Origin of the sequence: Bradyrhizobium sp. RP6 (assembly GCF_003837805.1) — a bacterium.
Lineage (GTDB): Bacteria > Pseudomonadota > Alphaproteobacteria > Rhizobiales > Xanthobacteraceae > Bradyrhizobium.
Map to the genome: position 1 here is coordinate 1 of NZ_RQIT01000030.1, position 20,680 is coordinate 20,680.

General features: G+C 65.9%; 19 protein-coding genes and 1 pseudogene. 8 read left to right on the forward strand and 12 right to left on the reverse strand.

The annotated features are described in order from the left end of the window. A pseudogene (locus tag EHH60_RS37890) lies at positions 1–208 on the reverse strand (GyrI-like domain-containing protein); the annotation flags it as partial. Between the two features lie 246 nt (positions 209–454). On the opposite strand from EHH60_RS37890, the gene dapF reads away from it, so the two are divergent. Beyond that, positions 455–1,330 carry a diaminopimelate epimerase gene (gene dapF, locus EHH60_RS33270; RefSeq protein WP_124163518.1) on the forward strand — a complete coding sequence of 292 codons (876 nt, stop codon included), beginning with the start codon at positions 455–457 and terminating at the stop codon, positions 1,328–1,330. Further along, the gene (mtaB, locus tag EHH60_RS33275; protein WP_124163519.1) at positions 1,330–2,583 is read left to right on the forward strand and encodes a tRNA (N(6)-L-threonylcarbamoyladenosine(37)-C(2))-methylthiotransferase MtaB; all 1,254 of its coding nucleotides are present in this window, start codon (positions 1,330–1,332) and stop codon (positions 2,581–2,583) included. The genes dapF and mtaB overlap by 1 nt, the downstream gene beginning before the upstream one ends. Before the next feature lie 216 nt (positions 2,584–2,799). Here the strand turns inward: mtaB and EHH60_RS33280 are convergent, their stop codons facing one another. Then, positions 2,800–3,909, reverse strand: a complete 1,110-nt coding sequence (locus tag EHH60_RS33280) for a DUF2336 domain-containing protein (protein WP_124163520.1) — start codon at positions 3,907–3,909, stop codon at positions 2,800–2,802. A 241-nt stretch (positions 3,910–4,150) separates the two neighbouring features. Beyond that, positions 4,151–4,852 carry an RluA family pseudouridine synthase gene (locus EHH60_RS33285; RefSeq protein ID WP_199752349.1) on the reverse strand — a complete coding sequence of 234 codons (702 nt, stop codon included), beginning with the start codon at positions 4,850–4,852 and terminating at the stop codon, positions 4,151–4,153. Positions 4,853–4,910: 58 nt separating this feature from the next. Here EHH60_RS33285 and ftsY point away from each other — a divergent pair, with 58 nt between their 5' ends. Beyond that, positions 4,911–5,855 (forward strand): signal recognition particle-docking protein FtsY, encoded by a 945-nt coding sequence (gene ftsY / locus EHH60_RS33290; protein WP_124163522.1) that lies wholly within the window; start codon positions 4,911–4,913, stop codon positions 5,853–5,855. A gap of 120 nt (positions 5,856–5,975) precedes the next feature. Beyond that, positions 5,976–6,578 (forward strand): septation protein A, encoded by a 603-nt coding sequence (locus EHH60_RS33295; protein ID WP_124163523.1) that lies wholly within the window; start codon positions 5,976–5,978, stop codon positions 6,576–6,578. A 140-nt stretch (positions 6,579–6,718) separates the two neighbouring features. Here EHH60_RS33295 and EHH60_RS33300 read toward each other — a convergent pair whose 3' ends face one another. From EHH60_RS33300 to ccmA, 5 genes are all read right to left on the reverse strand, one after another. Then, on the reverse strand, positions 6,719–7,312 hold the full coding sequence (locus tag EHH60_RS33300; RefSeq protein ID WP_124163524.1) for a DsbE family thiol:disulfide interchange protein: 594 nt from the start codon (positions 7,310–7,312) through the stop codon (positions 6,719–6,721). Continuing rightward, positions 7,309–7,494 (reverse strand): heme exporter protein CcmD, encoded by a 186-nt coding sequence (gene ccmD / locus EHH60_RS33305; protein WP_124163525.1) that lies wholly within the window; start codon positions 7,492–7,494, stop codon positions 7,309–7,311. The genes EHH60_RS33300 and ccmD overlap by 4 nt, the downstream gene beginning before the upstream one ends. Then, positions 7,491–8,282, reverse strand: a complete 792-nt coding sequence (locus tag EHH60_RS33310; RefSeq protein WP_124163526.1) for a heme ABC transporter permease — start codon at positions 8,280–8,282, stop codon at positions 7,491–7,493. The genes ccmD and EHH60_RS33310 overlap by 4 nt, the downstream gene beginning before the upstream one ends. A gap of 91 nt (positions 8,283–8,373) precedes the next feature. Beyond that, positions 8,374–9,042 (reverse strand): heme exporter protein CcmB, encoded by a 669-nt coding sequence (gene ccmB, locus EHH60_RS33315; RefSeq protein WP_028133288.1) that lies wholly within the window; start codon positions 9,040–9,042, stop codon positions 8,374–8,376. A gap of 280 nt (positions 9,043–9,322) precedes the next feature. Next, positions 9,323–9,925: a heme ABC exporter ATP-binding protein CcmA gene (gene ccmA, locus EHH60_RS33320; RefSeq protein ID WP_124163527.1), complete on the reverse strand. Its 603-nt coding sequence runs from the start codon at positions 9,923–9,925 to the stop codon at positions 9,323–9,325. 241 nt (positions 9,926–10,166) lie between these two features. On the opposite strand from ccmA, the gene acnA reads away from it, so the two are divergent. From acnA to EHH60_RS33335, 3 genes are all read left to right on the forward strand, one after another. Continuing rightward, positions 10,167–12,887: an aconitate hydratase AcnA gene (acnA, locus tag EHH60_RS33325; protein WP_124163528.1), complete on the forward strand. Its 2,721-nt coding sequence runs from the start codon at positions 10,167–10,169 to the stop codon at positions 12,885–12,887. A gap of 233 nt (positions 12,888–13,120) precedes the next feature. Then, complete coding sequence (locus tag EHH60_RS33330) at positions 13,121–13,897, forward strand: DUF1223 domain-containing protein (protein ID WP_124163529.1); 777 nt, start codon at positions 13,121–13,123, stop codon at positions 13,895–13,897. 542 nt (positions 13,898–14,439) lie between these two features. Continuing rightward, complete coding sequence (locus tag EHH60_RS33335) at positions 14,440–14,811, forward strand: DUF2794 domain-containing protein (RefSeq protein ID WP_028177741.1); 372 nt, start codon at positions 14,440–14,442, stop codon at positions 14,809–14,811. A gap of 9 nt (positions 14,812–14,820) precedes the next feature. Here the strand turns inward: EHH60_RS33335 and EHH60_RS33340 are convergent, their stop codons facing one another. From EHH60_RS33340 to EHH60_RS33355, 4 genes are all read right to left on the reverse strand, one after another. Further along, positions 14,821–15,351: a GNAT family N-acetyltransferase gene (locus EHH60_RS33340; RefSeq protein ID WP_124163530.1), complete on the reverse strand. Its 531-nt coding sequence runs from the start codon at positions 15,349–15,351 to the stop codon at positions 14,821–14,823. 210 nt (positions 15,352–15,561) lie between these two features. After that, positions 15,562–16,353 (reverse strand): Bax inhibitor-1/YccA family protein, encoded by a 792-nt coding sequence (locus EHH60_RS33345; RefSeq protein ID WP_199752351.1) that lies wholly within the window; start codon positions 16,351–16,353, stop codon positions 15,562–15,564. A gap of 269 nt (positions 16,354–16,622) precedes the next feature. Then, positions 16,623–19,193, reverse strand: coding sequence for an ABC transporter permease (locus EHH60_RS33350; protein WP_124163532.1), 2,571 nt, complete (start codon positions 19,191–19,193; stop codon positions 16,623–16,625). Next, positions 19,190–19,912, reverse strand: coding sequence for an ABC transporter ATP-binding protein (locus EHH60_RS33355; protein ID WP_124163533.1), 723 nt, complete (start codon positions 19,910–19,912; stop codon positions 19,190–19,192). Before EHH60_RS33355 ends, EHH60_RS33350 begins: the two co-directional genes overlap by 4 nt. A gap of 55 nt (positions 19,913–19,967) precedes the next feature. Between EHH60_RS33355 and EHH60_RS33360 the strand changes: the two genes are divergently transcribed. Next, entirely contained in the window at positions 19,968–20,603 is a 636-nt protein-coding gene (locus tag EHH60_RS33360) for an arylesterase (RefSeq protein WP_199752363.1), read from the forward strand. Positions 20,604–20,680: the final 77 nt, after the last annotated feature.

Consider the following 20,680-nt stretch of genomic DNA (forward strand, 5'->3'; position numbering starts at 1 on the left):
GTGAAGCGCTGGCCGCCGGCGCCGGGCTTGCCGCCGGGGCTGGCGAAGCGCTTGCGGCTGGGGCAGGTGCTGCCGACGGCGCCGGCGCAGGGCTTGCCGACGCGGCCGGTGCCGGGCTGGGTGTCTGTGCCGGAGCCCCGGACAGGCCGATCGACATGGCCGCTGCCGGGATCAGCGCGGCCAGAGCGAGACGACGAAAACTGGTCATTCTATTCTCCCCAAGGCCTGGATTCGCCAAGCCCAAATTCATCAAGGCCTTACCCACCAAGGCCTCAACCTGGCCGCGCGTCCCGGTTCGCGCGAACCGCGCCGTTCTAACACGCGACCGCCGAATTCGTCCCATGACAGATGCGTCATGGCAGGCACCTTGGCCTATGTCCCGGTCCGCGGCCGCAAATCACTGGCCAAGCCGGCAAGGATCGCCATATAAGGCGGGCGAAATTCGGGAATTTTCATGAGCGCGCTGGCCAACCACGCATTTGCCAAGATGAACGGCATCGGCAACGAGATCGTCGTTGTCGACATGCGCGATTCCGCGGGCCGGGTGACGCCGGACGATGCACGGGCGGTGGCGTCTGCGCAAGGCGGCATCGCCTATGACCAGCTCATGGTGCTGCAGAAGCCGCGGCTGGACGGCACCGAGGCCTTCATCCGCATCTACAATCATGACGGCTCGGAGGCCGGGGCCTGTGGCAACGGCATGCGCTGCGTCGTGCGCCGCATCTTCGAGAAGACCGGGCAGACCACCGCGACCTTCGAGACGGCCGCCGGCCTGCTCAATGCCTGGCAGGGTCCAGCGGCCGACCTCTACACCGTGGATATGGGCGTACCAAAATTCGGCTGGCAGGACATCCCACTGGCGGAAGAGTTTCGCGACACCCGCTACATCGAGTTGCAGATCGGGCCGATCGACAATCCGATCCTGCATTCGCCCTCCGTGGTGAGCATGGGCAATCCGCATGCGGTGTTCTGGGTCGAGGACGTCAACGCCTATGATCTCGGCCGCTTCGGTCCGCTCTTGGAAAACCATCCGATTTTTCCGCAACGCGCCAACATCACGCTCGCCCACGTCGTCGATCGCGAGCACATCACGATCCGCACCTGGGAACGCGGTGCGGGCCTGACCAGGGCCTGCGGATCGGCGGCCTGCGCGACGGCGGTCGCGGCGGCGCGGCTGAAGCGCGCGGAGCGCAAGGTCGAGATCACGCTGCCCGGCGGCAAGCTCGGCATCGAATGGCGCGAGCGCGACGATCACGTGCTGATGACCGGCACGGCGACCTTCGAATATGAGGGCACCTTCGATCCGGCGCTGTTTGCGCCGGCCACGTGATGGGCGTCGAGGTCGTCACCTTCGGCTGCCGCCTCAATGCGTTCGAGGCCGAGGTGATCCGCAGCAAAGCTGAGGACGCTGGCCTTTCCGACACCATCGTCATCAACAGCTGCGCCGTCACCAACGAGGCGGTGGCGCAGGCGCGCCAGTCGATCCGCAAATTGAAGCGCGACCGGCCCGGTGCGCGCATCGTCGTCACCGGCTGTGCCGCGCAGACGCAAGCTGCGATGTTCGCCGACATGGCCGAGGTCGACCGTGTCGTCGGCAATGACGACAAGATGCGCGGTGAAGCGTGGCGCGAGACGCACGCGGCATTCGACGTCGGCGCCAGCGAGAAGATCGCCGTCAGCGACATCATGACGGTGAAGGAGATGGCGCCGCATCTCGTCGACGGCTATGCGAGCGGTCTGCCGCGGGTGTTCGTGCAGGTGCAGAACGGCTGCGATCATCGCTGCACCTTCTGCATCATCCCGTTTGGCCGCGGCAATTCGCGCTCGGTGCCGATGGGCGCGGTGGTCGGGCAGGTGCGCGCGCTGGTCGAACGCGGCCATGCCGAGATCGTGCTGACCGGCGTCGACCTCACCAGCTACGGCACCGACCTGCCGGGCGCGCCGAAGCTCGGCATGCTGACCAGGCAGATCTTGCGGCACGTGCCGGAGTTGAAGCGCCTGCGCATCTCCTCGATCGATTCGATCGAGGCGGATGACGATCTGCTCGATGCCATCGCCGGCGATTCGCGGCTGATGCCGCATCTGCATCTGTCGCTGCAATCAGGCGACGACATGATCCTGAAGCGCATGAAGCGGCGGCATTCGCGCAATGACGCGATCGCGTTCTGCGAGCAGGTCCGCCGCCTGCGCCCGGACGTCGCCTTCGGCGCCGACATCATCGCAGGCTTTCCGACCGAGACGGAGGAGATGTTCTCGCATTCGCTCGACATCGTCGAGGAGTGCGGTCTGACCTTCCTCCACGTCTTTCCCTATTCCCCGCGTCCCGGCACGCCGGCCGCGCGAATGCCGCAGGTTGCGGGACCGGTCATCAAGGAACGCGCGAAGCGGTTGCGTGCGGCCGGTGAAGCCGCACTGCGGAAGCGGCTGCAGGCCGAGGTCGGCGCAACGCGCGATGTGCTGATCGAGAGCGAGGGGCAGGGCCGCACGGAGCATTATCTGCCGGTGGCGATTGCAGGCGAGCGGGTGGGCAGCGTGGTGCGGCTGACGATTGCCGGTAGCGATGGCGAGCGGCTGACTACATAGTCGGGCTGCGATAAGTTGCGCCGCGCTCTATCGTCAATGTCGTCCCTGCGCACGCAGGGACCCATACCGCGTGATTTGTCGGTTGCATGCGGTGCTCGTCCCAGCGAAGCAGGGCAGCTGACAGCCGTCGCCAAACTTCTCCCTGTGGCTATGGGTCCCTGCGTGCGCAGGGACGACACCGAGGGTGTGGATACGCCGTGACTAGAACGCGCGCTCCTACGACGCCCGCACCTGCCAGAACCGCAGCGTGCGCCGCGCGTCCTCCGTCGTCATTCTCGCAAAATGATCCTGCGCCCTGGCGAGATCGGCCGGCTTCATCGCGCCCGTCGCAAAGCGGCTTTCGAGCACGGCGGCCGTCGTCTCCCAGCTGAGCTGCGCGGCCTTGCAGGGCACCAGCAGACCGTCCTCGCGCAAGCTCTGCATCAGTGGGCGAATCACGTCGACCGTCGACCCGGACAAAGCCGCAAGGCTCGCCACGGTCTCCTCATAGCGCCGCTGTCTGGCGAAGCCGGACAGCGCCGCCTCATCAAGCTGGCCGGTCGCCTTGAGACCGGCGATGGCGCGCTTGGCGCCTTCGAAATCACGGACACCGGACATCTCGCGCTCGACGCCGACCGTGACGGCTGCGATCGCGCTCTGGATTTCCTCGAACAGATGCGGCGGCGCGCGCGACAACAGGCGGGTGCGCACGGCATCCGTCGCCGAGCGCAGCAATTGGTAGCGCAGATCCGATGGCAGATCGATGCGAACGCCGACGCTCACCGCGAGCTCCGGATCGCTCTCGGCCTGCCCGACGATGATGGCAAATCCGCCTCCGGAGAGGCGCGCGCCGGGATTGGCGGCGAGCCGCCGGCTGACCCTCGGATAGCGGCGCGCCAGCAGCGCGTCGGTGACGATCTCCTTCAGCCACCAGCGTCCGGCGAACGCGAGCAGATGCGGCTCGTCCTTGCTGGAGACGATCTTCACCAGCTCACCGTCATCGAGCCGCGCGGATTCCTGCAGCACGGGACCGGCGATCCGGATTTCGTCATTGTTGGCGAGGCGGCGGATCACGGACGGCGGCGCCTGCGCGATCGGCGCGAGCTGTGCGCTGATCTCGGCGAGTGCGACGCGTGCGCCCATGTCGGCGATGGCGCGCAGCTCGATCGTGCCGATCAGGCGCTCGAGCACGTCGTCGAACAGGGCGATCTGCTCGTCGTCAAAGCTGCCGGCGGAAGACAGGAACAGGTCGGTGACGCGCCGGGCCGTCTCCAGCCCCTTTTCCGGCGAGCCTGCCAGAATCGCGGATTCGACCTCCTCGATGATCGATTGCTGGGCCTTCGACATCACGCGCTGCTCGTCCCGAGCGGTTAACGGAAGCTTATTCTAAGCAACCGCTATCATTAGAGAGGAGCGCTGAAGGTTTGGTAAACCATGCACCGGCGAGAACAGGTCGACCGCTGCCACGGATGCGATAATCCCCAAGCGGAGAAAGCCCCCACCCGGCGCTCCGCGCCGACCTCTCCCCCAAGCGGGAGAGGTGAGAGAGCTCGTGGCGCGATTTGTGTAACCCAAACCCGGCTGGCACCTATGCCCCATTCCACCCGCAAGCCCTGAGCTTTTCGTGCATATGCGGCGGGGCCGGCGCCACGACGCGGACCGGCTCCTTGTTCCGGGAGATCGGCACCACGATCTCGCGGGAATGCAGGTGCAGGCGCGGCTCGCCGAAGCGCGGGCCGTTGCCGTAAATGTTATCGCCGAAGATCGGCCAGCCGGTCGCGGCCGAGTGTACCCGCAATTGATGGGTCCGGCCGGTGACGGGTTCCATGGCGAGCCAGGTCACGCCCTCGCCCCGGCCCATCACCTTCCAATTGGTGACGGCCTTCTGCCCCTCAGGGTCCGGCTTCTGCCACCAGCCGCGCTCGGCATTGAGCCGGCCGAGCGGCATGTCGATCGTGCCTTCGTCCTCAGTGGGCCCGCCCTCGACCACGGTCCAGTAGGTCTTGCCGATCTTGCCGTGCTTGAACAGCAGGCCCAGCGATGCGGTCGCCTTGCGATGGCGTCCGAGCACGAGGCAGCCGGAGGTGTCCTTGTCGAGCCGGTGGGCCAGCACCGGCGGCCGCGGCAGGCCGAAGCGGAGCGCGTCGAACGAGGCTTCCAGGTTCGCGCCGCCCTTGGGGCCGCGATGCACCGGCAGGCCGGCCGGCTTGTCGATGACCAGCATCAGCCCGTCGCGATGGAGCACGCGCGACAAAATCTCCTCAGCGGTCAATTCGGGAACATCGAGCAAGGATAACGACTTTCGGTCAAGACTTTCGTTTACAGGCCGGAACGGCTAACACGCCACCATGAACGATACCACCTCCGACACCCCCAAACTGAGCTGGTGGCGCCGCCTGTCCAACGGGCTGAAGCGCACGTCGTCCTCGCTCGGGACCGCGGTCGCCGACCTCGTCATCAAGCGCAAGCTCGACCGCGCCATGCTCGACGACATCGAGGACGTGCTCTTGCGCGCCGATCTCGGCACCTCGGTCGCGGTCCGGATCGCGGACGCCGTCGGCGCCGGGCGCTATGACAAGGCGATCTCGGCCGACGAAGTGAAGGACGTCGTCGCGACAGAGGTCGAGAAGGTGCTGGCGCCGGTGGCGAAGCCACTCGAGATCGACACGGCAAGGAAGCCGTTCGTCATTCTCGTCGTCGGCGTCAACGGCTCGGGCAAGACCACCACGATCGGAAAGCTCTCGCAGAAATTCGCGTCCGAGGGCCGCAAGGTGATGCTGGCCGCCGGCGACACGTTTCGCGCAGCGGCGATCGAGCAGCTCAAGGTCTGGGGTGAGCGGACGAAGACGCCCGTCATATCAGGTGCGCAGGGCTCGGATTCGGCAAGCCTCGCCTTCAGCGCGCTGACGGCGGCGAAGGAGCAGAACATCGACGTGCTCCTGATCGACACCGCCGGCCGCCTTCAAAACAAGGCCGAGCTGATGAACGAGCTCGAAAAGGTCGTGCGCGTCATCCGCAAGGTGGACGCCACCGCGCCGCATGCGGTCCTGCTGGTGCTGGACGCCACCGTCGGCCAGAACGCGCTGTCGCAGGTCGAGGCCTTCCATCGCACCGCAGGCGTCACCGGCCTTGTGATGACCAAGCTCGACGGCACCGCGCGCGGCGGCATCCTGGTGGCGCTCGCGGAGAAATTCAAACTGCCGGTGCATTTCATCGGCGTCGGCGAAGGCGTCGACGATCTCGCGCCGTTCACCGCGCGCGACTTCGCCCGCGCGATCGCCGGAATCGAATAGCGTCATCCTTCGAGACGCCGCTTGCGCGGCTCCTCGGGATGAGGTCGTGCCACATGAGGTCCTCATCCTGAGGAGACCGCGAAGCGGTCGTCTCGAAGGATGGGAGAGACGGAAGAGAGAATGGACAAGACCCAGCCGCATCCACTGTTCAAGCTCGCGACCGAGCTCGGTCCGCTGCTCGTGTTCTTCTTCGTGAATGCGAAGTTCAATCTGTTCGCCGCGACCGGAGCCTTCATGGTCGCGATCGTGGCAGCGATGGTCGCCTCCTATGTGGTGACGCGCCACATCCCGATCATGGCGATCGTGACCGGCGTGGTCGTGCTGGTGTTCGGCACGCTGACCCTGGTGCTGCACGACGAGACCTTCATCAAGGTCAAGCCGACCATCATCTACGGCCTGTTCGCCGCGATCCTCGGCGGCGGCCTGCTGTTCGGCCGGTCCTTCATCGCCGTGATGTTCGACCAGGTGTTCAATCTGACGCCGCAGGGCTGGCGGATCCTCACCCTGCGCTGGGCGCTGTTCTTCGCCGGCATGGCGGTGCTGAACGAGATCGTCTGGCGCACCCAGAGCACCGACTTCTGGGTGAACTTCAAGGTGTTCGGCGTGACGCCCATCACGATGATCTTCGCCATCGCCCAGATGCCGCTGACCAGGCGCTACCACCTCGCGCCGGTATCGCTGGAGACCAGCGAGGCGGAAGCGGGGGATGTGAGCAAGGGGTGACGGTCTCGTGTCCCGGACGCGCGAAGCGCGAGCCGGGACCCAGGCTCGCTCCAGCAGCGCAGTCGTGGTGGCATGGGCCCCGGCTCTGCAGCGCACCGCTCGAAGAAGCGCTGCGCTGCGTCCGGGGCACGAGCGCGGCGTCAGCTTCCTGCCTTCAACGCCTTCTCCATCTGCGGCATCAACACCGTCCGCAGATTATCCGGCGTGAGCGGCCCCACCAGCTTGTAGACGATGGTGCCCTCGCGCCCGACGACGAAGGTTTCCGGCACGCCATAGACGCCCCATTCGATCGAGGCGCGGCCGTTCGCGTCGACGCCGACGCGGCCGAACGGATTGCCGTAGCGGCCGAGGAAGCGGCGCGCGTTGTCGGAGGCGTCCTTGTAGTTGATGCCGACCAGCTGGAAGCGCTTGTCCTTGGCGAGCTCGGTCAGGAGCGGCGCCTCGTCATGGCACGGCACGCACCAGGACGCCCAGACATTGACGAGGCTGACCTTGCCCTTGAACGCGGCGGGATCGAGCCCCGGCACCTGGCTGCCGTTGTCCTGCAATCCCTCCAGCGGCGGCAGCGCCGTCTGCGGCGCCGGCCGACCGATCAGCGCCGAGGGAATCCGCGAAGGATCGCCGCTGCCGAGCCGGAACCAGAACAGCAGCGCAAGTCCGATGAAGGCGATCAGCGGCAGCACCATCAGGAAGGTGCGGCGCTGCGGGGGAGCGGAGGTGGACTGGTCGCTCATCGCTGCTCCGTCGCGCTGCGGCCCGAGCGGCGGGTGATGCCGCGGTCCTCAAGCTCGCGCAGGCGCTGCGTCTGGCTGCGATAGTCGAGCATGACCCAGCCGATGAGAATTGCGACCACGAGGGCGGCGGCCGCATACGACATCACGATGAAGGACGCGTAGGGACCAAGCGACATCGTCATGCGGCCCCCACTTCTTTTGACGCGTTTTCTTGACGCGAGCCGGCGGCCACGTCGCTCGAGAACGCTATGCGGCTCGCCTGCATCATCTGCAGCGAGCGGACGCGGCGGCGCAGGATTTCGTTGCGCATCGCAGCCAGGTGCAGCGTGACGAACAGCAGCGTGAATGCGATCGCCATCACCAGCAGCGGAATCAGGAACGACTTGTCGAGGGCCGAGCCGCCCATGCGCATCACCGAGGCCGGCTGGTGCAGCGTGTTCCACCAGTCGACCGAGAACTTGATGATCGGCAGGTTGATGGCGCCGACCAGGGTCAGCACCGCCGCGGCGCGCGCCGCGCGCGAGGGATCGTCCACCGCGCGCCACAGCGCCATCAGGCCGAGATACATCAGGAACAGAATCAGCACCGAGGTCAGCCGCGCATCCCATTCCCAATAGGTGCCCCACATCGGCCGGCCCCACAGCGAGCCCGTGAGCAGCGCGAGGAAGGTGAAACTGGCGCCGATCGGAGCTGCCGCTTTGGCGGCGACGTCGGCAAGCGGATGCCGCCACACCAGCGTGCCCAATGATGCGATGCTCATCACGCCCCAGACGAACATCGACAGCCAGGCATTGGGTACGTGGATGAACATGATCTTCACGGTCGCGCCCTGCTGGTAGTCGTCGGGCGCGTAGGCCGACTGGTAGAGGCCGATCGCGAGCAGGATGACGGTCGCGGCCGCGAGCCACGGCAACACCCGCGCTGTCAGCGCGAGGAACCGCGTGGGGTTGGCGAGGTCGATCAGCGTCATGGTATCCTGATAATCACCGGGGGCCGCTCAGGCAATCAGCACGAAAGCCCGTCGCGAAAGTTGATCGGGGTCAAGGTCCGTCGAGCCCATCTCAGTCGAGGCCATGCCGCAGGCTTGCTGCGGCCGCGAACGGGCCGATCACGAGGCTGACCAGCGACAGCGCGCAGAGAATCGAAAACGGCGCGCCGAAGGTCATCGGCCCGACGATCACCGCCTGCGAGGCCGCAACCCCGAAAATCAGCACTGGAATCGACAGCGGCAGCACCAGCACGGCCATCAACAGCCCGCCGCGATGCAGCGTCACCGCCAGCGCCGCGCCGATCATGCCGGTGAAGGTCAACGCCGGCGTGCCCGCCAGCAGCGTCAGCGCCACCGCGCCGGTTGCAACCATGTCGAGGTTGAGCAGCAGGCCGAGCACGGGGGTTGCGACAATCAGCGGCAGGCCGGCGGCCAGCCAATGCGCCAGCGCCTTGGCGGCACAGGCGAGTTCCAGCGGCGTCCGGCTCATCGTGATCAGGTCGAGCGAGCCGTCCTCGTGGTCGGCCATGAACAGCCGGTCCAGGGTGAGCAGGCTCGCCAAGAGCGCGCCGAGCCACAGGATCGCCGGCCCGAGCCGCGACAGCAGCGCCAGATCCGGCCCGACCGCGAACGGCATCAGCACCACCACGGTCAGGAAGAACAAGACCCCGATCAGCGCCCCGCCGCCGACGCGTAGCGCGATCCTGATGTCCCGGCGGATGAGGGCGGCAAGGGCGGTCATGGGGTGGCCCTTTGGCCAGTGAAGTCGTCTTGTGAGCCCAGCTCCCGCCTTCGGCAAACTGCGCTCCCTCCCCCCTTGTGGGGGAGGGCGGGGGAGAGGGGTAGCCCCGGGCGAGGTGCTTGCTCAGGGCTATCTTCCAGCAACAGAACGCCCACTTTTCCAACGCAAGAATCGAGAGAGCGCGTCGTGTGGCACCCCCCTCCCTGACCCTCCCCCACAAGGGGGGAGGGAACGGAGAGAGCGGAGCTTGGGCATTCGGAAAGCTGAGGGTGCATCGAAATCACGCCACACCCCCGATCCGCAGCTCCCGCGCTTCGATCCCGAGCGGGGCGTGGGTCGCCGCGATGATCATGCCACCGCCGGCGAGATGATCGCGCATCAGGCCGCCGAACATGTCCTGGCCGGCCACATCAAGCGCGTTGGTCGGCTCGTCCAGCAGCCAGACCGGCCGGCGGACCGTCAGCAGGCGGGCCAGCGAGAGCCGGCGGCGCTGGCCGGCCGACAGGAATCCGGCAGGCAGATGGGTGGCGTGGTCGAGGCCGACGGTGGCGAGGGTCGCGGCGGCGTCGCCGCGCTCGCCGCCCAGGAAAGCGGCCCAGAATGACAGGTTTTCGGCCACGGTAAGGGCCGGCTTCAGGGCATCGCGATGGCCGAGATAGTGGCACTGCTCCGGCACCGTCAGCTCGGCATCGCCCCCGTCCAGTTCGATCGTTCCGCCGGCGGGAACGAGCAGGCCCGCAATCAGCCGCAGCAGCGACGTCTTGCCCGAGCCGTTGCGACCCATCACCGCGACGGCTTCGCCCGAGGCGGCCGTGAAACCGAGGCCGGCGAACACCTCGCGTCCGCCCCGCACGCATCTGAGCCCATGACCGGAAAGCCGCATCTCGCCTCGTTTCAACCCGCTCAAAGCCAGGCCTCAGGAAAACTTGGGGTAGCGCATGGGAATTTTTGGCTCGCGGATTGCTGCGGCACGATTGTGGCTGTGGCGGCGCCGTTAGAAAGCTTCTATAAGCCCGGAACTACTTGATGCAGCAACTCAACCTGCCCCTGCAAGCGGCCCAGCCTGATACGCTGACGGTGTTAAAATACCCTGCCGGGTATAGCTAACAATTGGGATCTCCTACATGACCTCGCTCGACAGCTTCAAATGCAAAAAGACCCTCAAGGTCGGCGCCAAGACCTATGTGTATTACAGCCTGCCCACGGCCGAGAAGAATGGTCTGAAGGGAATTTCGAAACTTCCCTATTCGATGAAGGTCCTGCTCGAGAACCTGCTGCGCAACGAGGACGGCCGCTCGGTCAAGAAGGAGGACATCGTCGCGGTATCGAAATGGCTGCGCAAGAAGTCGCTGGAGCATGAGATCGCCTTCCGCCCCGCGCGCGTCCTGATGCAGGACTTCACCGGCGTGCCCGCGGTGGTCGACCTCGCCGCGATGCGCAACGCGATGCAGAAGCTCGGCGGCGACGCAGAGAAGATCAATCCGCTGGTTCCGGTCGATCTGGTCATCGACCACTCCGTGATCGTGAACTTCTTCGGCGACAACAAGGCCTTCGGCAAGAACGTCACCGAGGAATACAAGCAGAACCAGGAGCGCTACGAGTTCCTGAAATGGGGCCAGAAGGCGTTCTCGAACTTCTCCGTCGTGCCGCCCGGCACCGGCATCTGCCACCAGGTCAACCTCGAATATCTGGCTCAGACGGTCTGGACCAAGAAGGAGAAGATGACGGTCGGAAGGAAGACCGGCACCTTCGAGGTCGCCTATCCCGACTCGCTCGTCGGCACTGATTCGCACACCACCATGGTCAACGGTCTCGCCGTGCTCGGCTGGGGCGTCGGCGGCATCGAGGCGGAAGCCTGCATGCTCGGCCAGCCGCTGTCGATGCTGCTGCCCAACGTCGTCGGCTTCAAGCTGAAGGGTTCGCTGAAGGAAGGCGTCACCGCGACCGACCTCGTGCTGACCGTGACGCAGATGCTGCGCAAGCTCGGCGTGGTCGGCAAGTTCGTCGAGTTCTTTGGCCCGGGCCTTGACCACCTCTCGGTCGCCGACAAGGCCACCATCGCCAACATGGCGCCCGAATATGGCGCGACCTGCGGCTTCTTCCCGGTCGATGCCGCCGCGCTCGACTATCTCAAGACCTCCGGCCGCTCTTCCGCGCGCGTCGCGCTGGTCCAGGCCTATGCCAAGGCCCAGGGCCTGTTCCGCACCGCCAAGTCGCCGGATCCGGTGTTCACGGAAACGCTGACGCTCGACCTCGGCGACGTCGTGCCGTCATTGGCCGGCCCGAAGCGGCCCGAAGGCCGCATCGCGCTGCCCACCGTCGCGGACGGCTTCTCGCTCGCGCTCGCCAGCGAGTACAAGAAGGCCGAGGAGCCGGCGAAGCGCTTCGCCGTCGAAGGCAAGAACTTCGATCTCGGTCACGGCGACGTCGTGATCGCCGCGATCACCTCCTGCACCAACACCTCGAACCCGAGCGTCTTGATCGGTGCCGGCCTGCTCGCGCGTAACGCCGCTGCGAAGGGCCTCAAGGCCAAGCCGTGGGTGAAGACCTCGCTCGCTCCCGGCAGCCAGGTGGTCGCGGAATATCTCGCCAATTCCGGTCTCCAGCCCTATCTCGACAAGGTCGGCTTCAACCTGGTCGGCTTCGGCTGCACCACCTGCATCGGCAATTCCGGTCCGCTGCCGGAGGAGATCTCGAAGTCGATCAACGACAACGGCATCGTCGCGGCCGCCGTGCTCTCAGGCAACCGCAACTTCGAGGGCCGCGTCTCGCCGGACGTGCAGGCGAACTATCTGGCTTCGCCGCCGCTGGTCGTCGCCTATGCGCTCGCCGGCAGCGTCACCAAGAACCTCGCCACCGAGCCGCTCGGCGAAGGCAAGGACGGCAAGCCGGTGTATCTGAAGGACATCTGGCCGACGACGAAGGAAATCAACGCCTTCATGAAGAAGTTCGTGACCGCGTCGATCTTCAAGAAGAAGTATGCCGACGTGTTCAAGGGCGACACCAACTGGCGCAAGATCAAGACGGTCGAGAGCGAGACCTATCGCTGGAACATGTCTTCGACCTATGTGCAGAACCCGCCCTATTTCGAAGGCATGCAGAAGGAGCCGGAGCCGGTCACCGACATCGTCGAGGCGCGCATCCTCGCCATGTTCGGCGACAAGATCACCACCGACCATATCTCGCCGGCCGGCTCGATCAAGCTCACCTCGCCCGCTGGCAAATATCTCAGCGAGCACCAGGTGCGTCCGGCCGACTTCAATCAGTACGGCACGCGCCGCGGCAACCATGAAGTGATGATGCGCGGCACCTTCGCCAACATCCGCATCAAGAACTTCATGCTGAAGGGCGCCGACGGCAACATTCCGGAAGGCGGCCTCACCAAGCACTGGCCCGACGGCGAGCAGATGTCGATCTACGACGCCGCGATGAAGTACCAGGAAGAGAAGGTGCCGCTGGTGGTATTTGCCGGCGCCGAATACGGCAACGGCTCCTCGCGCGACTGGGCCGCGAAGGGCACGCGCCTGCTCGGCGTGCGCGCCGTGATCTGCCAGAGCTTCGAGCGCATCCACCGTTCCAACCTGGTCGGCATGGGCGTGCTGCCGCTGACTTTCGAGGAAGGCACCTCCTGGTCGTCTCTGGGCCTGAAGGGCGACGAGAAGGTGACGCTGCGCGGCCTCGTCGGCGACCTCAAGCCGCGCCAGAAGCTGACCGCGGAGATCGTCTCCGGCGACGGTTCGCTGCAGCGCGTTTCGCTGCTCTGCCGCATCGATACGCTGGACGAGCTCGACTACTACCGCAACGGCGGCATCCTGCATTACGTGCTGCGCAAGCTCGCGGCGTAAGCGCGGATTTGTGAACGATGGCTCACTGCGAAGTGAGTAGAAGCCTAAACGAAGGCGGCCTATCAAAGGCCGCCTTCGCGCGTTTGCGGTACGCTTCAGATGGGCCCGCCCGGCGGAAGACCGTCCCTTGGACGGTTGCCTGGACGGATGAACGTACCGCGCCCCGTAAGACTACGGTGACCATCCGGCGATAAGATTCCCCTTCCCACGAGCAATGGTGTGCGGCGTTCGACATGACGACAATGACGGCTTCTCATCTGATTTCGCGCTGGTCCAGTGCCCTCTGGTCGGGAGCTTTCGGCATCTGCGCGATCATCGCCGTCATGCGTCCCGCTCACGCTGATCCCCGCGCCGTTGTTGAATTGTTTACCTCGCAGGGCTGCTCGTCCTGCCCGCCCGCCGACCAGATTATCGGCGATCTCTCGAAAGACCCGTCGATCATCGCGTTGAGCATGCCGATCGATTATTGGGACTATCTCGGCTGGAAAGACACGCTGGCGGACTCTCGCTTCTCGGCACGGCAGCGTGCCTATTCGCGCATGCGCGGCGATCGCGAGGTCTACACGCCGCAGGCCGTCGTCAACGGCTCCACGCATGTCATCGGCAGCGATCGCGCCGGCATCGAGAATGCGATCGGCAAGACCGACAAGGGCAGTGGCGTGATGACCGTGCCGGTGACGATGTCTCTGTCGGGCAAGCACATCAACGTCTCGGTGGCCGCAAGCAAGGAGCCTGCGGTCTCGCACGGCGAGGTCTGGATCTGCTCGATCGCCAAGTCGGTGCCGATCGCGATCACCCGCGGCGAGAATCGCGGACAGCAGGTCACCTATCACAACGTGGTGCGCAACCTGCTCAAGGTCGGCGATTGGACCGGCCGTCCGGAAAGCTGGTCGGTGCCGATCGAGAACCTCACGCGCGATGGCGTCGACGGCGCGGTGGTCTATGTCCAGGATGGCAGCCGGGAGAAGCCCGGCCCGATGCTGGGCGCGGCTTATACGTCGCTGCATTGATTTTCTAGCGCCGCACTCTGCTGTTCCGGGGCGCGCCTGTTGGCGCGAACCCGGAATCCATTTCTCAGCTTGTGTGATGGTAGATGGGATTCTCAGGTGCGCAATTGCGGACCAAAGTTCGCGCTTCGCGTGCCCCGGAATGACAACGTGCCGGACACATCCCGACACAAACAAAAAAGGACCAACTTGCGTTGGCCCTCCTTGCCGTGCGTACAGACCCGATCCTGTTCGACCCCGGGGGGCTGGGGGCTGAGGAATCCGGAACCGAAAGGACCGGGTCAACGCACAGGACTCTTTATCGCAGTGCAGGGCGGCAGGCGGTGGGCGGAAAAGCGGCGATACTATGATTCCTGCTAACGATCCCGTGACGGTTTGCCGCGACAGAGTTCCACCCTTGCGTGTGTTCCGCCTCGCAGCCGATTCGATGGGTTGAGCCCCTTGCGGCGCGGAACGGTTGGCGCAATCATGCAATTGTCATGAGCGCGGCTCCGCGGACGGTCTTCGCCGACGCGTTCATGTCTTGCGATGAGGAGGCGCTTCCCATGAGCCTGATGTCGGAGGATGCCGATCCGAGCGAGCAGCGCGCGGCGGCGCGCCCCGCCGCTGCGAATGCGCAGCCGAACCGGGTGACGTTCAACCGGCTCGAGCTGCACCGGATCCTCAATCTCTACGGCCGCATGGTCGCCGACGGCGAGTGGCGCGACTACGCCATCGACTTCCTGAAGGACCGCGCCGTGTTCTCGGTCTATCGCCGCGCCTCGGAAGTACCGATCTATCGCATCGAGAAGGACCCGCGGCTTGCGCGCAAGCAGGGCATGTACAGCGTGATCTCGGCGACCGGGCTGATCCTGCGCCGCGGCCACGAGCTGGAACGGGTGTTGCTGGTGATCGATCGGAAGCTGGCGGTGGTGTGACGACCTGCCCTACTTCTCCGGCACCGTGCTTGCGCCTTCGCCGAGGTCGCGCTGCATCATCACCGTGTCCAGCCAGCGGCCGAATTTCAGCCCGACACTGGGATGCGTGCCGATCATCTTGAAGCCGGCCCTGGTGTGCACGCCGATCGATCCGGCATTGGCGGAATCGCCGATCACGGCGATCATCTGGCGGAAGCCGCGCGCCTCGCATTCAGTGATCAGCCGTTCCAGCAGCTTTGAGCCGACACCGCGGCGGTGGAAGGAGGGATCGAGATAGATCGAGTTCTCCACCGTGAAGCGATAGGCCGGCCGCGGCCGGTAGGCGCCGGCATAGGCATAGCCGGCGATCCTGCCGTCGAGCATGGCGACGAGATAGGGATAGCCGCCGTCGATCAGCGCGCGGTAGCGACGCGTCATCTCGGCGAGGTCGGGCGGCTCCAGCTCGAACGTCGCCGTGCCCTCGCGGACGGCCTGCTGGTAGATGGCGGTGATGGCGGGAAGGTCGGCCTCTGTGGTGGGCCTGATTTCGGGTGCGAACATGGCGGCAAGATTAAAGTCTTCCCGCGGCTGCCGGAAGGGGCTCCGCCGCTTCCACCTCCGTCATTGGAGCGAAGCAATCCAGAAATGCATCCGCGGAGGGACTCTGGATTGCTTCGCTGCGCTCGCAATGACGGGGAGGGGATCACGGACCCAAACAAAAACCCCGGCCTTTCGGCCGGGGTTCGTGTCCGTTCTCTCTCGTCGTTGCGCTTACTCGCGCTGGCCGAGCAGCTGCAGCAGCAGCGTGAACAGGTTGATGAAGTTCAGGTACAGCGACAGCGCGCCGGTGATGGCCGCACGCTCTGCGATGTCACCGCCGGCCGAGGCGTAGCCGTAGATGTAGTCGTTCTTCAGCCGCTGGGTGTCCCAGGCGGTGAGGCCCGAGAACACCAGCACGCCGACCACCGACACGATGAACTGCAGCATCGAGCTGGCCAGGAACAGGTTCACCAGGCTGGCGAGGACGATGCCGATCAGGCCCATGAACAGGAACGAACCCATCCCGGTCAGGTCACGCTTGGTGGTGTAGCCGTAGAGGCTCAGCGCACCGAAGGTCGCCGCGGTGATGAAGAACACCCGCACGATCGAGGTGTGCGTGAACACCAGGAAGATCGACGACAGCGAGATGCCCATCAGCGCCGAGAACACCCAGAACAGGATCTGGGCGGTCGAGGGGGCGAGACGGTTGATGCCCGCCGAGATCACGAACACCATCGCGAGCGGCGCGAGCATGAACAGCCACTTCAGGGGGCTGACGAACATGGCGTAGCCGAACGGCGTCAGGAACAGCTTGCCGACGCGGACCGCTTCCGGGGTCGGAACGTCGGTCACGGCGGCCATGTAGACGCCGAGGGCGGCAAGGCCAGTGATGGCCAGGCCAATGGTCATGTAGTTGTAGATGCGCAGCATGTAGGCGCGCAGGCCGGCATCGACCGTCGCGGCGTCAACGCGCCCGGCGGCCCTGCCGAAAGGAGAAGCGTAGTTACGGTCTAGGTCCGACATGGTCGAAATCCCGCTGGTTGGCCGGTCCGGCATGAGGGTCGCCATGCCGCCGGTTCGTCAAATTCTATCTCGGATACCGATGCCAGCCGACTAAATTTTGGCTAACAATCGGGACTCCGAACCCATTCGATATGTGGGAAACTAACACATTCGCTGCAACCGTCCACGCGCGGCCGAATGTCGCCCTCACCCACAATCCAGACGAGCAGTCGTGGTTAATAGCAGGAATCGTGCAATTCCGCTCCCGTGCGGCGACCCGCTACATTTTGTCACAAATTCCGCAACACCGTCGCGGGCTTTTTGTTCAGCGCCAGCAGCGTGCCGGCGAGGCCGAGCCCGACGGTGACGACCAGCGCGGCCGCGACCACGCCGGCTGCGCTGCCGGCCTGCCAGACGAAGCTGAGCGTCATCAGCCGCGTCACGATCATCCAGGCCGCGATGCTGCCGGCGATCACGCCGAACACCGCGGTGGCGAGCCCGATCAGCAGGTATTCGAGGGCATAGGCGCCGAGCAGCCGCAGCCGCGTTGCGCCCAGGGTCTTCAGGATCACCGCATCGTAGACCCGGTGGCGGTGGCCGGCTGCGAGCGCCCCGCCCAGCACCAGGATCGCCGAGATCAGGGTGACGGCACTGGCGCCGCGGATCGCCAGCGCCAGGTTGGTCACCACGGAGCCGACCGTCTCCATCACCTCGCGCACGCGCACGCTCGTCACCATCGGATAGGCGTCGGCCACCTGCTTGATGATCTTGCCGTCGCCCGCGGCATTGCCGCCGGCCTCGGTCAGCGTTGCGATATGGGTATGCGGGGCGCCTTTGAAGGCGTTCGGCGAGAAGACCAGGACGAAGTTGATGCCGAGCCCTTGCCAGTCGATGGTGCGCAGATTGCCGATTCTCGCCGGGATGTCGCGGCCGAGCACGTTGACCACGATCTCGTCGCCGAGCTTGAGGCCGAGCCCGTCGGCGATCTTCTTCTCCATCGAGACCAGCGGCGGCCCGGAATAGTCGGCGCTCCACCATTCGCCCTCGACCACCTTGGAACCTTTCGGCAGCTCGCCGGTGTAGGTCAGGCCGCGGTCGCTCTGCAGCACCCATTCGGAATCGGTCGTCGGCCTGAGTTCCTCGGCGCGGACGCCGCGCGCGGCGACGATGCGCCCGCGCAGCATCGGCACGTCCTCGACCTTCGCGCCGGGAGCGATCTGGCGCAGATAGAGGTCGAACTGCTCGGCTTGCGCGCTCGGGATGTCGATGAAGAAAAAGGATGGCGCCTGATCGGGCAGAGCTGCGAGGAACTGCCGGCGCAGATTGCCGTCGATCTGGGTGATGGTGACGAGCACGGCCAGCCCGAGCCCCAGCGACAGCACGACCGAGGGCGTCAGCGCGCCCGGCCGATGGATGTTGGCGATCGCCAGCCGCAGCATCGGCAGCCGCGTCCGCGGCAGCCGCCGCGCGCCTGCCATCAGCAGGGCGGCGATGCCGCGCAGCAAAACGAACACGACGATCGAGGACGCGACGAACACCGCGGCGATGCGCTTGTCGAAGGCGAGGCCGATCACGACCGCGATGAGCAGGGCGATCACGAGCCCCATGAACAGGAGATAGCCCGCGCGCGGCCGGTGCCATTCCGAGCTGATGGTGTCGCGGAACAGCGCGGCCACCGGCACGTCGTGCACGCGGCCGAGCGGCCACAGGCCGAAGGCCAGCGCGGTCAAGAGGCCGTAGACGAAGGACAGCGCGAGCTCGTCGGCATGCACCGCCGGCACCACCGGCAGCGGGAGCAGCTTGCCGAACAGCCCAACGATCGCGAAGGGCATCGCGGCGCCGAGCACGAGGCCGATCACCGAGCCGATGCCCGCGAGCAGAATGACCTGCGCAAGATAGATGCCGAAGACGTCGCGCCCGGTCGCGCCGACGGCCTTGAGAGCCGCGATCACCTCGAGCCGGCGGTCGATATGGCTCTTCACGGCATTGGCGACGCCGACGCCGCCGACCAGCAGCGCCGCGAGGCCGACCAGGGTCAGGAACTGCGTGAAGCGGTTGATGTTGCGCTCGAGCTGCGGCGAGGCATTGGAGCGGCTGCGGATCTCCCAGCCGGCCTGCGGCGCGGCGTTGCGGGCGTCCGCGATGAAGGCTTCGGTGGCGCGCTCGTTGTTTGCGGTATCGGGCAGCTTGACCCGGTAGACCCAGCGCACCAGGCTGCCGGGCTGGATCAGGCCGGTGGCGCGCAAGGCCCTCTCGCTGATCAGGAAGCGTGGCCCGAAGCCGATGCCGCCGGCGAGCTTGTCGGGCTCGGCTTCGACCGTAGAGCGGATCTGGAAGGTCGCCGCGCCGATGGTGACGCGGTCGCCGGTCCTCAACGAGAGCCGCGCCAGCAACGTCGGATCGGCAGCGGCGCCGAACGCGCCGTCACGCTCGGCGAGCAGGTCGGACATCGGCAGGGGCGGCGCCAGCGTCAGCCGTCCCAGCATCGGATAGGTGTCGTCGACCGCCTTCATCTCGACCAGCGCCAGCTTGCCGTCAGCCGCGCGCGCCATGCCGCGCAACGTCGCCGCCGCCGACAGCATGCCGCGCGAGCGCAGGAAGGCGACCTCTTCAGGCTTGGCCTCGCGCTGGAACAGCACGAAGGAGACGTCGCCGCCGAGCAGCGTGCGGCCCTCGCGCGCGAGACCATCGCTCAGGCTCGCGGACACCGAGCCAACGCCGGCGATCGCCATCACGCCGAGCGCGATGCAGGCGATGAAGACATAGAAGCCGCGGAGGCCCCCGCGCAATTCGCGCAGGGCGTAGCGCAGCGACAACGCGATGCCATTGGGCTTCGCGAACGGTTCGACGGTCGCGCTCATGCCGGCGCAGACTGCGTGTCGATGCGCCCCGAGCGCAGGCGGATGACGCGATCGCAGCGATGCGCGAGCGAGGAATCGTGCGTGACCAGCACCAGGGTCATGCCGCGCTCGGCGTGCTTGCTGAACAGGAGATCGACGATCTGTTTTCCGGTTGTCTCGTCGAGATTGCCGGTCGGCTCATCGGCGACGAGGATCGCGGGATCCGGCGCCAGCGCGCGCGCGAGCGCAACGCGCTGCTGCTCGCCGCCGGAGAGCTGTGCCGGATAGTGATGCTGGCGGTCGCCGAGCCCAACCGATTGCAGCTCCTGCGCCGCGCGCCGCGCAGCATCGGGATTGCCGGCAAGCTCAAGCGGCACGGCGACGTTCTCCAACGCCGTCATGGTCGGAATCAGATGGAAGGACTGGAAGACGATGCCGACCTGGCGGCCGCGGAAGCGGGCCAGCGCGTCCTCGTCAAGGGCATTGAAAGGCGTGCCTGAAACCACCACCTCTCCGCTATCAGGACGCTCCAGCCCCGCCATGACCATCAGCAGCGTGGATTTGCCCGAGCCTGACGGGCCGATCAGGCCGATCGTCTCGCCCGAGGCGACCCGCATGCTGATATCCTTGAGGATGTGAACGCGTGCCGCGCCCGTGCCCAATGAGAGATTGACGTTGGAAATGGCGATGGTGTCCGCGGCGGTAGCGGCGAGCGATGAGGGTTCGATGCGAGTATCCATGGTCCGGTCATATGGCAACTCCGACAGCGCGGTCGAGAGGCGTTACGGATTGTTCATGCACATAGCCGTGTTGATGCTCGCTTTGATGACGATCGCGCCCCCCGCTTGGGCACAGGCGACAAGGCCGATCAAGCTTGTCGTTCTCGGCGATTCCCTCAGCGCCGGCCTCGGCCTCCCGGCCCAGGAGGCGTTTCCCCAAAAGCTCAAAAAAGTCTTGCAAGCCAAAGGCATAGGGGTCGACATGATCAATGCGGGGGTGTCCGGCGACACCTCCTCCGGCGGCCGCGACCGGCTCGATTGGTCGGTGCCCGATGGAACTGACGGCGTCATCGTCGAGCTCGGCGCCAACGACGCGTTGCGCGGCATCGATCCCGACCTGACGCGCGCCGCGCTGACCGACATCGTCCAGCGGCTCAAGGCGCGCAACATCGCGGTGATGCTCTGCGGCATGCTGGCGCCGCCGAATTACGGCGCCGACTATGCCGCGCGCTTCAATTCGATTTATCCGGATCTGGCGAAAAAGATGAATGTGCCCTTCTACCCGTTCTTCCTCGAGGGCGTTGCGGCCGACGCCAAGCTCAATCAGGCCGACGGCATTCATCCGACTGCGGCCGGCATCGACATCGTCGTCGCCAACATCCTGCCCACAGTGGAGGCATTCCTTGGCACGATAGCTGAGCAACAGCGTTGAAATGCAGGCAGCGCTAACCCTAATTCCCAGGGTTTTCCCGGGGTGGCCCGCGCGATGCTTCGCAGAGTCACACAACT

Coding starts and splice junctions, on each gene's coding strand:
- dapF (WP_124163518.1), top strand. CDS start 455: ATGAGCGCGCTGGCCAACCACGCATTTGCCAAGATGAACGGCATCGGC.
- mtaB (WP_124163519.1), top strand. CDS start 1,330: ATGGGCGTCGAGGTCGTCACCTTCGGCTGCCGCCTCAATGCGTTCGAG.
- EHH60_RS33280 (WP_124163520.1), bottom strand. CDS start 3,909: ATGTCGAAGGCCCAGCAATCGATCATCGAGGAGGTCGAATCCGCGATT.
- ftsY (WP_124163522.1), top strand. CDS start 4,911: ATGAACGATACCACCTCCGACACCCCCAAACTGAGCTGGTGGCGCCGC.
- EHH60_RS33295 (WP_124163523.1), top strand. CDS start 5,976: ATGGACAAGACCCAGCCGCATCCACTGTTCAAGCTCGCGACCGAGCTC.
- EHH60_RS33300 (WP_124163524.1), bottom strand. CDS start 7,312: ATGAGCGACCAGTCCACCTCCGCTCCCCCGCAGCGCCGCACCTTCCTG.
- ccmD (WP_124163525.1), bottom strand. CDS start 7,494: ATGACGATGTCGCTTGGTCCCTACGCGTCCTTCATCGTGATGTCGTAT.
- EHH60_RS33310 (WP_124163526.1), bottom strand. CDS start 8,282: ATGACGCTGATCGACCTCGCCAACCCCACGCGGTTCCTCGCGCTGACA.
- ccmB (WP_028133288.1), bottom strand. CDS start 9,042: ATGACCGCCCTTGCCGCCCTCATCCGCCGGGACATCAGGATCGCGCTA.
- ccmA (WP_124163527.1), bottom strand. CDS start 9,925: ATGCGGCTTTCCGGTCATGGGCTCAGATGCGTGCGGGGCGGACGCGAG.
- acnA (WP_124163528.1), top strand. CDS start 10,167: ATGACCTCGCTCGACAGCTTCAAATGCAAAAAGACCCTCAAGGTCGGC.
- EHH60_RS33330 (WP_124163529.1), top strand. CDS start 13,121: ATGACGACAATGACGGCTTCTCATCTGATTTCGCGCTGGTCCAGTGCC.
- EHH60_RS33335 (WP_028177741.1), top strand. CDS start 14,440: ATGAGCCTGATGTCGGAGGATGCCGATCCGAGCGAGCAGCGCGCGGCG.
- EHH60_RS33340 (WP_124163530.1), bottom strand. CDS start 15,351: ATGTTCGCACCCGAAATCAGGCCCACCACAGAGGCCGACCTTCCCGCC.
- EHH60_RS33345 (WP_199752351.1), bottom strand. CDS start 16,353: ATGTCGGACCTAGACCGTAACTACGCTTCTCCTTTCGGCAGGGCCGCC.
- EHH60_RS33350 (WP_124163532.1), bottom strand. CDS start 19,193: ATGAGCGCGACCGTCGAACCGTTCGCGAAGCCCAATGGCATCGCGTTG.
- EHH60_RS33355 (WP_124163533.1), bottom strand. CDS start 19,912: ATGGATACTCGCATCGAACCCTCATCGCTCGCCGCTACCGCCGCGGAC.
- EHH60_RS33360 (WP_199752363.1), top strand. CDS start 19,968: ATGCACATAGCCGTGTTGATGCTCGCTTTGATGACGATCGCGCCCCCC.